Origin of the sequence: Edaphobacter lichenicola, assembly GCF_014201315.1 — a bacterium.
Lineage (GTDB): Bacteria > Acidobacteriota > Terriglobia > Terriglobales > Acidobacteriaceae > Edaphobacter > Edaphobacter lichenicola_B.
Window position 1 is genome coordinate 74812 of sequence record NZ_JACHDY010000002.1, and the last position, 12034, is coordinate 86845.

The 12034-nt window shown below is 61.4% G+C and carries 12 protein-coding genes; 7 read left to right on the forward strand and 5 right to left on the reverse strand.

The features are described from left to right. The first annotated feature begins 102 nt into the window (after positions 1-102). The 3 genes from HDF09_RS06625 to HDF09_RS06635 all read left to right on the forward strand — a co-directional run bounded on the left by HDF09_RS06625 (position 103) and on the right by HDF09_RS06635 (position 2282). Positions 103-603 carry a YajQ family cyclic di-GMP-binding protein gene (locus HDF09_RS06625; protein ID WP_183763702.1) on the forward strand — a complete coding sequence of 167 codons (501 nt, stop codon included), beginning with the start codon at positions 103-105 and terminating at the stop codon, positions 601-603. Between the two features lie 169 nt (positions 604-772). After that, positions 773-1777: a polyprenyl synthetase family protein gene (locus HDF09_RS06630; RefSeq protein ID WP_183763705.1), complete on the forward strand. Its 1005-nt coding sequence runs from the start codon at positions 773-775 to the stop codon at positions 1775-1777. A gap of 70 nt (positions 1778-1847) precedes the next feature. After that, positions 1848-2282, forward strand: coding sequence for a hypothetical protein (locus HDF09_RS06635; RefSeq protein WP_183763708.1), 435 nt, complete (start codon positions 1848-1850; stop codon positions 2280-2282). Between the two features lie 79 nt (positions 2283-2361). Here the strand turns inward: HDF09_RS06635 and HDF09_RS06640 are convergent, their stop codons facing one another. Continuing rightward, complete coding sequence (locus HDF09_RS06640) at positions 2362-2598, reverse strand: exodeoxyribonuclease VII small subunit (RefSeq protein ID WP_183763711.1); 237 nt, start codon at positions 2596-2598, stop codon at positions 2362-2364. Continuing rightward, a complete protein-coding gene (locus HDF09_RS06645) occupies positions 2598-4538 on the reverse strand; it encodes a bifunctional homocysteine S-methyltransferase/methylenetetrahydrofolate reductase (protein ID WP_183763714.1) in 1941 nt (646 codons plus the stop codon). Before HDF09_RS06645 ends, HDF09_RS06640 begins: the two co-directional genes overlap by 1 nt. 180 nt (positions 4539-4718) lie before the next feature. Between HDF09_RS06645 and HDF09_RS06650 the strand changes: the two genes are divergently transcribed. The 4 genes from HDF09_RS06650 to HDF09_RS06665 all read left to right on the forward strand — a co-directional run bounded on the left by HDF09_RS06650 (position 4719) and on the right by HDF09_RS06665 (position 9199). Continuing rightward, a complete protein-coding gene (locus tag HDF09_RS06650; protein WP_183763717.1) occupies positions 4719-6272 on the forward strand; it encodes a hypothetical protein in 1554 nt (517 codons plus the stop codon). 126 nt (positions 6273-6398) lie between these two features. Continuing rightward, a complete protein-coding gene (gene bshB1, locus HDF09_RS06655; RefSeq protein ID WP_183763720.1) occupies positions 6399-7130 on the forward strand; it encodes a bacillithiol biosynthesis deacetylase BshB1 in 732 nt (243 codons plus the stop codon). A 94-nt stretch (positions 7131-7224) separates the two neighbouring features. Then, on the forward strand, positions 7225-8166 hold the full coding sequence (locus HDF09_RS06660) for a ferritin-like domain-containing protein (protein WP_221270063.1): 942 nt from the start codon (positions 7225-7227) through the stop codon (positions 8164-8166). A gap of 13 nt (positions 8167-8179) precedes the next feature. Beyond that, positions 8180-9199 carry a ferritin-like domain-containing protein gene (locus tag HDF09_RS06665; protein ID WP_183763723.1) on the forward strand — a complete coding sequence of 340 codons (1020 nt, stop codon included), beginning with the start codon at positions 8180-8182 and terminating at the stop codon, positions 9197-9199. A 74-nt stretch (positions 9200-9273) separates the two neighbouring features. On the opposite strand, the gene HDF09_RS06670 is transcribed toward HDF09_RS06665, so the two are convergent. The 3 genes from HDF09_RS06670 to HDF09_RS06680 all read right to left on the reverse strand — a co-directional run bounded on the left by HDF09_RS06670 (position 9274) and on the right by HDF09_RS06680 (position 12034). Further along, positions 9274-9894, reverse strand: a complete 621-nt coding sequence (locus HDF09_RS06670; protein ID WP_183763726.1) for a hypothetical protein — start codon at positions 9892-9894, stop codon at positions 9274-9276. Positions 9895-10117: 223 nt separating this feature from the next. Beyond that, positions 10118-11056, reverse strand: coding sequence for a UDP-3-O-(3-hydroxymyristoyl)glucosamine N-acyltransferase (gene lpxD, locus HDF09_RS06675; protein ID WP_183763729.1), 939 nt, complete (start codon positions 11054-11056; stop codon positions 10118-10120). Positions 11057-11089: 33 nt separating this feature from the next. Beyond that, positions 11090-12034 carry a lysophospholipid acyltransferase family protein gene (locus tag HDF09_RS06680; RefSeq protein WP_183763732.1) on the reverse strand — a complete coding sequence of 315 codons (945 nt, stop codon included), beginning with the start codon at positions 12032-12034 and terminating at the stop codon, positions 11090-11092.

Sequence of the window (12034 nt, forward strand, 5' to 3'; positions counted from 1 at the left end):
TCGAGCGCTGACATAATAGAGAGCGACCAGTTACAGACAAATAGAGACGGCCAAGTTACAGACAAATAGAGATCGACCAAGATACCGACGAAGGAACACACCATGGCATCCGATAACAGCTTCGACGTAGTGAGCAAGGTAGAGATTCAGGAAGTGAAGAACGCGATCGATCAGGCCTCGAAGGAGGTCCATGCCCGCTTCGACCTCAAAGATTCGAAGTCGAAGATCGAGCTTGAGGGGACCGACACGATTCAGCTCGCCTCGCAGGACGAGTACAAGCTGCAGGCGGTGACCGAGATTCTGTCGCAGAAGCTGGTCAAGCGCGGCGTGTCTTTGAAGAACCTGGAGTTCGAGAAGATCGAGCCGGCGGCAAACTCGAGCGTCAGGCAGAAGATCAAGCTGGTGCAGGGGATTCCGTCGGAGAAGGCGAAGATCATCGTCGCGGCCATCAAGGACTCGAAGAAGAAGGCACAGGCCAGCATTCAGGGCGACACCGTCCGGGTGGTGAGCAAGGACCGCGACGTTCTGCAGGAGGTGATGGCGCTGCTGAAGGGTAAAGATATCGGCGTCGAGCTGCAGTTCACCAACTTCCGCTCCAACTGATCTGCTACCTGAACCCCTGCGACCTGAACCCCTGCGACCTGAAACCCAGGGCGGCAAAAAGACTGTTCCTGGCTGCCACCTCGCCAATCCTTGGTGCGATCAAAATTCTGAGTTACTTTTTCGAGCCTGACCTGAAGCCAAATCCACATCCTGATACTCTGACTAGTAAGTGAGTACGCTCTCCATCGCGACCGCAGCCGAGGTGTTCGACCTCCTCCGTGACGATCTAGCCGCCATCGAGCAGGAGTTCTCCCGGCAATCCGCCTCCGACGTCGAGGTTGTCACCGACATCGCGCGGTACCTTATCGCGGGTGGCGGCAAGCGCATCCGGCCGCTGCTTCTGCTGCTCTCGGCCAAGGCCCTGGGCTGCACCAGCGAGAGCCGCATACGGCTGGGCGCGGTCGTCGAGATGCTCCACACCGCGACCCTCGTTCACGACGACATCATCGACGAGGCCGACACGCGCCGCGGCCGCCCCTCTTCGAACACCACCTGGGGCAACGCCAAATGCGTCCTCGCGGGCGACTGGCTCTACATGCAATCCTTCTCGGCGGCCCTCGAAGAGCGGAACTTTCGCGTCCTCGAGCTGCTGATCTCGCTCACCCAGCAGATGGTCGAGGGCGAGCTGCTCCAGATCGAAAAGCTCGGCCACCTGATCAACGAAGAGGAGTACTTCGACCTCATCTTCCGCAAGACGGCTTGCCTCTTCAAAGTCTCGATGCAGCTTGGCGCGGCGATCACGCCGGCTCACGGCTTCGGCGACCCTGACGAGCTTGAGGCTCAACTGGGCGAGTACGGCCGCAACCTGGGCCTCGCGTTCCAGATCGTCGACGACGTTCTCGACCTGACCGCCGCCGAAGATGTCCTCGGCAAGCCTGTCGCCTCGGACCTGCGCGAAGGCAAAGCCACGCTCGCCGTCATCCACGCGCTTGAGCGCGGCACAGGAGCCGACCGCGAGGCGATTCGCACCGTCCTCGCCGACCGCAGCTTCGCCCGTGTCTCCCACCCGCAGATCCTTGAGATTCTGCAGCGCCACGGCTCGATCGACTACGCCATGGACACCGCCTGCGCCTACGCCGAAGCAGCCCGCCTCACCATCGCCGACCTGCCCGACTCCGAAGCCAAGCGCGCCCTGCTCTGGGTTCCCGGCTTCGTCACCACCCGCGACCGCTAAGATCGTCGATACTTTCGGGACTGCTCCATCTTTCGCTTCTCAGGGCAGGATGTAAACTGCTCGCACAGCCATGCCCTTTCCTGAGTTGACGAACAGGTTGCTTCGCCTCTTCAACATCAAAGACTCGAGCGAAGCCGCGACATCCATCCCCTTGGACCGTCCATTGACGCTTGAAGAACAAAGCCTCATAGAGTGGCTTCTACTGCATGGCGAACCAAGCGCATCAGAATTTCTTCCACAATTGGAAGCAGCACACGTCTACTGTGGATGTAGCTGCGGTTGCCCAACGATCAACATAGAAGTTCCTGTTTCCATCCCCGCTGCTCACGCCCAAAGCAACATCCTTGCCGATTTTGTCGCAGGTACAGATGAAAATCCTGTCGGAGTCATCCTGTTCCAAGCAGGAGGCCGACTGTCCGGACTTGAGGTCTACGCTTTTGGAGACCCTCCCATTCCATTTGGCTTGCCAGATCCGACTACCGTTCGTCTATTCGAGAAAAAGTGAAATCTCTGGAATTAGAGACGCTACTTTCTCTTACTCCCGCACCTAGGCGTATTCAACCGCCAAACGCTACTCCTCGTGCTCACCCTGCTTGGACGTCTTTCACTTCATCCAGGTCCACGACCCGCATTGCATTTCTGCCCTGCTCGACGAGCACCTGGATTCTGCCCTCTGCTGCCTCCAGCTCCTTCTTGCAGGCGTTCGAGAGCTTCAGGCCCTCCTCGAACAGATGCACCGAGTCGTCGAGCGAGAGGTCTCCGCGCTCCAGCTTTTCGACCACACTCTCCAGCGCTGTCAACTGCTCTTCAAAGTTTGCCATTATGCAACCTCAACTTCGGCGAGACCGAGCACATCGGCGGCGACACCGTATCGTCCGAAGGGCGCACTGACCTGAACGCCCTGCACCATGGGCTTGGCCTCGGCCAGCATCTCCTGAGCAATCTTGACGCCCTCAAGCCTGCCTGCCTCGGGCGTCAAGGCCCTGGCCATCCGCGCCATGATCTCATCCGGCATGCTTACGCGCAGATCGTTCTTCATAAACTCCGCGTTGCGCAGGCTGGTCAACGGCCAGATGCCCGCGATCACCGGAATGCGGAAGCCTTCGATCCTGCGCAGAAACTCTTCGAGCACGCGTATGTCGAAGACCGGCTGCGTGATGGCATACTCCGCACCCGCCTCTACCTTGAACGCAAACCGGCGGACCTCCTGATCCATATCCTGCACGCCAGGGTTCGCCGCGACCGCGATGGAGAAGCCTGTGGACCCGCCAATGGAGTTGCTGCCGATGTCGAGCCCGTAGTTCAGATTGTGCACGATATTGACCAGCCCGATCGCGTCGACATCGAAGACCGCGGTCGCATTGGGATAATTGCCCAGCTTCGGCGGATCGCCCGTGAGGCAGAGAATATTCTTCAGCCCGATCGAGGACGCGCCCAGCAGATCGCTCTGAATGCTCAGCACGTTGCGGTCGCGGCAGGTGTAGTGCAGAATCGTCTCGATGCCGACGTGCTGCTGGATCTGCACGCACAGGCTCTGCGCGCTCATCCTCGCGCTGGCCCGCGGCGAGTCCGGTACGTTGATCGCATCCACGCCCAGCCGGTGCAGCTGCGTCGCGCCATCGAGCTCCTTGCTGCAGTCGATGCCCTTCGGCGGCACGATCTCCACCATCGTGACGAACTCGCCCGCCGCTACCATCGAGCCGATCTTCGACCGTTCGGCCAGCGGCGGCGGCGAAACCTTACTCTCCTTGATGATCGTGGCCTTGCCGGTTGGGTCGCGCTGCATCACCTCGACGCCGCTCTCCATCGCGTCGAGCGCACGCAGCGAACTCTTCATCGCGCGCGTGTAGCTTGGCGTGGTTCCGCAGCATCCGCCAACAATGCTCGCGCCGGCCTTCACTAACTTGCGGGTAAAGCTGGCCATGTACTCGGGCGAGGTGAGATAGATCGTGCGCCCTTCGACGGCCCGTGGAATTCCTGCGTTGGGCATCGCAGCCAGCGGCAGCGGGGTCAGTGGCCGCATGCGCTCGATCACGCTCAACACCGTCGCCGGGCCTGCGCTGCAGTTGCATCCCACGGCGTCGGCGCCCCACTCCGTCAGCTTGATGGCGGCGGTCTCTGCCGAAGCTCCGTCCAGGCAGTTGCCCTCTTCATCGACGGTCATCATCACCACGACGCGAACTCCCGGAGCGACGCGCCGCGCTGCCAGAATCGCCTGCTCCGCCTCGGTCAGCGAGGTCATCGTCTCCACGATCAGCAGATCGACGCCCACGCCGGGGCCGCCTTCGACCAGCGCGCGGATCTGCTCGGCGAAGGCATCCTGCGCCTCCTCGAGGCCCACCTTGCCCAGCGGCTCCAGCCTTACGCCCAGCGGCCCGATCGACCCCGCAACAAACGCCTCGCAGGCCTGCTTCTCCTGGATCTGGTTGACGCACTCCCGCGCCAGCTTGACGCCCGCCACGTTGATTGCGTGCACCTGATCCTGCAGCCCGTGCAGACCGAGGCGAAACCTGTTGCCGCCAAAGGTGTTGGTCTCGACCACCTCCGCGCCGGCCTGGAGGTATTCGTTATGGATCTCGCGCACCAACTCCGGTTGCGAGAGGTTCAGCTCGTCGTAACAGCGGTTGATGAAGACGCCGCGCGCGTACAGCATCGTGCCCATGGCTCCGTCGCACAGCACCGTTGCGCCGTCAAACAACCGGCCGGCCGCAGCATAGCCTGCAACAGACGCCAACTCCGCACTACGTACACCATCTGCCATAACCGTCTCCAAGTGTTCTCACCATCTTAAGCCACTCGGCGGACCTGCTCCAAACTAAGAAAATTCAACCCTTTGCCGATTTCTCCCAAACCGCGGACTGGCCGAGTCCTTTGTTATACTCGGCAGATAGCCGTTGGCCGCCAGATTATGCCGCAGCGCTCAGGTTGGAGTTAGTTACCGTTGACGAATCGAAGTCTCTTTACCCAGTCTCTCCGTGCCCAGATCTTCTGCGGCTTCCTGATCGCCGCTGTCACGCTGGGACTTACAGCCTGCGGCCCGTACTACTACAAGTTTCCCCAGTTTCCCTTCGCCAACCGGCCGATTCCGCCCAGCAAGCTTGCCCAACGCGTGATGGTGGGCGTCACGGCGAACGGCGGCACCAGCGGCAGCCTGCAGATCCTCGATGCGAAGCGTGACCTGCGCAACAACGTCGAGAACACCCGGACGTCGTTCTCGATCAGCGGCTACTCCTCCGGCTATCCCAACCTCATCCTCAACTTCCCCTCTGAGATCGCCGGGTACGTCTACTCCAACACTCTGGGCGACGTGCAGATCATCAACTATGGCACCGAGTCCGCCACCGGTTCTGCCGGCACCTTCCCGGCCAGGTCCACCAGCATCGCTGTCCCGCCAACCTTCGGCCACGTCTACTCGGCCGAAGAGGGCGCCGGCCTACTCGGGATCATCGACAAGACCACGGGAGGGACCTACGCGCTCAACCTGCCGAATGTCTTCCAGGTCGTTGTCAACCAGGGCGACACGGTCATCCTGGCGATGGTCCGCAACTCCAACTCGCTCTACCGCGTCATCAAGCTGAACGCCAGCCAGTACACCACCTCAACCGCCGCAATTGCCGCGATTGGCGCGGTCGACTGCCAGCCCTTCAACCTTCCTATCTACTGCGTCATCCCGGTCAACACCGGAAGCAATACGAGCGCCTTCGACCGGCCCGCTGGAGCCTACTTCTCCCTCGACGGCAACACGGTCTACGTTCTCAACTGTGGCGCAGAGTGCGGTGGAACCACCTCCAGCATCACCTACCTGCTGCCGGGCGCGCTCCAGGTCAACAGCTACACCAACAGCACCGTCCCGGCACAGCAGAACCCCAACGCCTTCTCCTCCAATCTCCCGGTCCCAGGCGGGGTTACAACGGCAGTCTCGGATGGAAATAATCTTTACGTAGCCGGTCAGCAGCGGCAGCCCGACGGCCTCTTTGCCGGCAACCTCTCCATCATCAGCCTCGCGACCAACGCTGTCACCAGCACCGTCTCCATCTCCGACGGCACTCACACCAAGATTCTCTTCGCCGACGACAATACGCTGTGGATCGGCTCCCAGCTCTGCGCCACCGGCGAGCGCGCGGCCCGTGCCGCCCAGCAGATCGCAACCGGCCAGGCCACCGACCAGAGCGCCAACTACAACTGCCTCACCCGCGTGGTTCTGCCGTCGGGTTCCACCGGGGCCAGCGCATTCATCGTTCCTGCGGTCACACAGAGCGCAACGTCGCCGGTCGTCGTCCCTTACCCCAACACGAACCAGAACCAGTACTACTATGGCGACCTGACCGGCCTCTGCTGGGTCCAGGGCTTCCACAAGGTCTACACCGCCTACGGTGGACAGGTCCACGTCTTCAACACTACGGACGGCTCCGAGATCAACAACGCCAATGTTACCGTTCAGGGAACAGCGCTCGACGTTGCCTACCTGGACGCTGTCACCGACGCAGCCAACTAAGGGTGTAGGGTGTAGTGCTCAGGGTGTAAAGCCTAGGGCTCGGGCAGGGGAGAGAGGCAGGATCTTCCTTGGACCTAAACCCTGCACCCTAAACCCTGCACCCTAAGCCCTGCACCCTAAGCCCCTATGTCCTCGCCCGCTCAACTCGACATCCTCGCTATTGCAGCCCATCGCGACGACGTCGAGCAGACCTGCGGCGGCACTCTGATGGCCATGCACGCCCGCGGCTGGACCACCGGCATCCTCGATCTCACCCAGGGCGAGTCAGGCACCCGCGGCACCGCCGCCGACCGTGAAGCCGAGGCCAACGCCGCCGCCCGCATCCTCAACGTCGCCCATCGCGAGGCTCTCGACCTTCCCGACGGCAACATAGAGAACACCCTGGCCAACCGCCTCAAACTGGCCGCCGTCCTCCGCCGCCTGCGCCCCCGCGTCGTGATCCTTCCCTACTGGCAGGGCCGTCATCCCGACCACTACACCTCGGCCACGCTGGGCTATGAAGCCTGCTTCGTCAGCGGCCTCGCCAAGGTCGTAACGCCCGGCGCCCCCCACCCGCCGCATCGGCCCTACAAGATCCTCTACGCTAGCCTCTACGCCGACGTGCGCCCCACCTTCGTCGTCGACATCACGCCCTTTGCCGAGCAGCGCCTGCAGTCTCTGCTGGCCTACCGCTCGCAATACGGCGCGCAGCCTGAAGGCACTGGCCTCTTCGTCCCCGAGGAGGAGATTCGCGAGCGAACCTTCGCCACCGCCCGCCACTACGGCCTGCTGGCTGGAGTCCGCTACGCCGAGCCTTTTGTTCAGAAGGAAGTAAGTCTTGTTGATGACATCATGACCCTTCCTGTCCAATCAATCTAGCCACGAATATTATTGTCTCCGCAATCCGTTCCGCCCTGCGCCTCGTCATCACAACGAGGTGCAGCCAGCAACGTGCATTGAGGAGAGGTACATCGTGGAAAAAAAGCTAAATGACTTGATAGACAAAGCCCTGTCCCGCCGAAAGTTTTTGGCCGGAGCAGGGACGGCCGCTGCCGGAGCAATGATTATCGGTTGCAACAACAGCACACCAGCACCCACCACCACACCCACACCGACGCCAACCCCGCTCGACATCCCTGACAACGACATTCTGAACTTCGCCCTCAACCTCGAATATCTTGAGGCCGAGTTCTACCTCTACGCCGCGACCGGAGCCGGTCTCTCCTCCGCCGATGCACTCACCGGGGCAGGTACCACGATCGTTCCTGCGGGCATTAAGGCAGTTCCGTGGACCAGCCCAGTCTTCGCTCAGTACGCCGCCGAGATCGCACAGGATGAGCTGAATCACGTTCGCTTCCTCCAGGCAGCCATCACGGGCAACAAGGGAACTCCAGTTCCCCGTCCTGCTCTCGACCTTACCTTCTTCGGTCCGCTGGCTGTCGCAGCCAAGATCACCACCTCCCCCACCTTCAATCCCTTCGACGGCAACAACGACTTCCTTATCGGAGCCTTTGTCTTCGAAGATGTCGGGGTTACGGCTTACAGCGGCGCCGCTCCTCTGCTTGCCAACAACAACATCCTGACCGCCGCCGCCGGTATCCAGGCGACGGAGGCCTATCACGCTGCCGAGATCCGCACCCTGATCACTGCCGTAGATGGCGCGGCCGGAAATCAGACCTACACCACCATTGCCAACCAGGTGTCTGCTCTCCGCGCCACGCTCGGCGGAGGAAAAGAGACCCCACTCAGCGTCTCCAGCATCGTTGCTGCTGATCCTACTTACGCCATCGCCTTCGGTCGCACAACCGATCAGGTTCTGCACATCGTATACGGCGCGGCGGGCGGAGCAGGCCTCTCCAAAGGCGGCTTCTTCCCCAATGGACTCAACGGCAAAATCACAGCGACAGCTTCCTAAGGACGGAGACATCATGGCAACTTTAGAGACACAGCAACTCGACGAAATTATCGTAAGTACCCGCCGAAAGATGCTCACCAAGGGAGGCGCCGCGCTCGCCGCTCTTGCCTTCGGCGCAACGGCAACCCCTAAAAAAGCAGAGGCCCAGTCGGCTACGATCGGCGACTCGGACATCCTCAACTTCGCCCTCAACCTGGAGTATCTCGAGGCGCAGTTCTACAACCTCGCGGTCTACGGCGTCACCATCGACAAGCTGTCGACGCCGATTCCCGTCAGCGTCAACGGCAACGCCGCTGGAACCGTTACTCTGAGCCCGACCTTCGCCAAAGTGCCTTTCTCGCTTTCCTACGTCCAGGCCTATGCCACGGAAACCGCAACGGAAGAAGGCAAGCACGTCCTCTTCCTCCAGAGCGCTCTCGGCGCCAAGGCAGTCTCGATGCCCAACATCGATCTGTACAACTCCTTCAACGCCCTTGCCGCAGCAGCGCTCATCGGACCCTCCTTCAACCCCTTCGCAAACGACGCTAACTTCCTGATCGGGGCCTATATCTTCGAGGACGTGGGAGTCTCCGCCTATGGTGGAGCCGCCGCCCTGATCTCTGACAAGGTCAATGTCCTCCCGGCTGCAGTAGGTATCCACGCCGTCGAGGCATATCACGCCGGTCTCATCCGCACCACCATCAATGGACTCGATGGCGGCGGTGGCACCGGACCGCTCAGCACGCTGACTCAGATGATCTCGGCAGCGCGTTCTTCGCTGGCGAATCCCGATCCCACCAAACCGATCACGACTCCGTTCGTCACCTTCACAGGCTCAGCGGCAGACGACATCGGAATCACCACAACCCCGGTCGCGCTCAACACCGCCACCGCGAACATCACCGCATCCACCATCGTCGACTGCGACCAGAACTCGCTGGGCTGGTCCCGCAATACCTCCCAGATCCTCGCAATCGTCACCGGCACGAAACCAACAGATACGGTCCATCAGGGAGTCTTCTTCCCCAATGGCCTCAACGGTCTCATCGCTTAGTTCCATTACTCGTATCAACAAGAGCCGCGGCCTACAAAGCTGCGGCTTTTCTTGTTTCTATTGTTCAAAGACCTTCAAACAATCACTCGCGCTCGCAGCCGCCGCCGCACAAACCCCACCACCTCGTCCGTCACATAGATCGGCGGCCGTATCGGCAGCACTGGCGTTCCCTCTACCAGCTTCAGCGAAACACCCTTCCACTCGGGCCTTCCCAGCACGCCCTCTGGCACCAGCACGGCATCGGCGCGATCCAGAAAGTACTTCGCCGAATCTTTGAAGTCCGCCGTCTCGGGATCGAGCACGCTCAGATAAAGATCTGGCCTCAGGAATCGCAGGATGCTGTTCGACTCGATCACCACGTTCTCCGCTCGCTCGATCTCCTTGCGAATGCGCGGCATCGCCTCAGACAGATCGCCCTGCCGCGTCCTCACCCAAAATGACCGCGCCGCACCCGCCGCCAGATAGCGTCCCGAATCCGTCGTTGCATCTCCCCCCGGGCGCTCTTCACTCACCGCAACCGTATGTTCGGCGGTCTCGCAGTCGCAGGGCTCACCATTGGCCGAGCACATCCCATGCCCGAACTGCGTGATCTTGAACGCGGTCCAATGCATCTCCGGCATCGCGGCAACCAGACCTGCCACGACGCTGGTCTTTCCGATGTTTCTTGTATGCCCGCCAGCCACCATAATCGCCATCTAGCACCACGCGTTCCACTAATTTTAGTCCTGCCGGACGGGCCCACTGCGCGTGGGGCGGGCGTTCGCACGCCTTTTTAGAGCTTCGCGTGGTCATCCCGTTGGTCGGAGGGAAGATGATTCCGACCAACGGGAGGACTCATGCTGATGAGTTTGCCACGACCGGTATACGCGTCACGAAGTGACCGCCCCACGCGCAGTGGGCCCGTCCGGCAGGACAGCTTTAACGCCGCTTCAACCGCGCAAGATCCCGCAGATACTCCTTCAAAGGCCGCGCCGGCCGTCCCCAGAACACCTCGCCCGGCCCGCGCATCTTCTTCCCGCTCAGCACTCCCGCTCCGCCGCCAAGAATCACTCCCGCCCCCACCGTTGCATGCTCTCCAATCCCGACCTGCCCACCCAGAATCGCGCCATCCTCCACCACACTCGACCCTGAGATCCCCGTCTGCGCCGCGATAATCACGTTCTTCCCAATCACACAGTTATGCCCGATATGCACCAGGTTATCGATCTTCGTTCCACGCCCGATCCGCGTCTCCCCCAGCGCACCACGATCAATCGTAGTATTCGCGCCAATCTCGACATCGTCCTCCACCACCAGCCGCCCCTGCTGCGGAAAGATCAGATACTCTCCCGTCTCCGCACTCCGCACATACCCAAACCCCGTCGATCCCAGCACGGCTCCAGCCTGCACCACCACGCGGTCCCCCAGCACCGTCCCTGCATAGATCGTCACCCGCGCACCAATCTCGCATCCACTCCCTATCACCACGCCATCACCAAGCACAGCACTCGGCCCAACCGCCGTTCCAACACCAATCGCCACTCTCTGCCCCACCACGGCCGAAGCATGCACTCCCGCCCTAACTCCGCTGACACTAAGTCTTCGCGCCACCAGCGCAAACGCATACCTCGCATCCGCCACCCACAACACCCGCGGGTCCGGCGTCCGATAGGGCTGCATCTCCGCCGACTCCAGCTTCCTGCTCGCCAGAATCACCCCAGCCTTCGACCGCAGCGCCCTGCCCAGCGCCTCCCCTTCGACCGCAAACACAACCGAGTTCTCGCCCGCATCCTCGATACTCGAGACCGAGGTAACCTCCACCTCCAGCAGCGGCGCGCTCACCCCAACCCAGTCCGCGATCTTGCTCATCGTTGTCATCAATAGCTCCCCGCCATCAGTAGATCCCCGCCATCAGTAGATCCCCTCTTCTCCCGGAGGCCGCGTCTTCCACCGCCGATGCATCCACAGCCACTGATCAGGATACTGCCGAATCGTCGCCTCAATCGCCGCCGTAAAGGCCGCCGTATTTGTAACCGCATCGGTTTCAGAATCCCCCGTATGCCTCACTTCAAGCTCTCTGCCGAAGCGCAACACATACTTCTGGTCGCTCTCCTCCCACAGGAGAAACCCCGGCACCACCGCCGCACCCGTCTTGCCTGCAATCCGTGCCATCCCCGAGGCCGTACACGCCGGCACGCCAAAGAACGGCACAAACACGCCCTGCGGCGGAGTCATATTCGTATCCATCAGAATCCCCACCGTCTCCCCCGCGCGCATCGACGCAATCAAACCTCGCGCAAAGTCGTCCTTATGAATGACACGGTTTCCATGCAGGCACCGAATGCGATTCACAAACTCATCCACGAGCGGGTTGTCCAGCCGCCGTATCACCATCCCCATCGGCATGCCCATCAGCGAGTGATAAAAACTCGACAACTCCCACGCCCCCAGGTGCCCCGTCAACACCAGCACACCCTTCCCACGCTCGCGAGCCGCCACATAATTCTCCAGTCCCTCATAGCGAATAAACCGGCTCGCACTCTTCTGCGTGTATCCCGGCATCAGGCAGAACTCCGCCAGCAGCCAGCCAAGACGCCGGTACAACGACCGCAGAATCCTCTCCCGCTCCCCCTCCGGCATCTCTGGAAACGCAAGCTTCAGGTTCCGCACACCCACTCCGCGCAGCCGCCCCAGCGCATGATAGGCAATGGCTGCAATCCCCGCGCCTACCGCCCTGGCCGATCCCCGCGGAAGCAACCGCATCCCGTGAACCGCCAGCCACACCACGGCAAACTCAACCCGTTCGCGGAAGCTCACCTCTGCGTCAATTCCCTCTTTTTGTGGACCTTTGCTCAA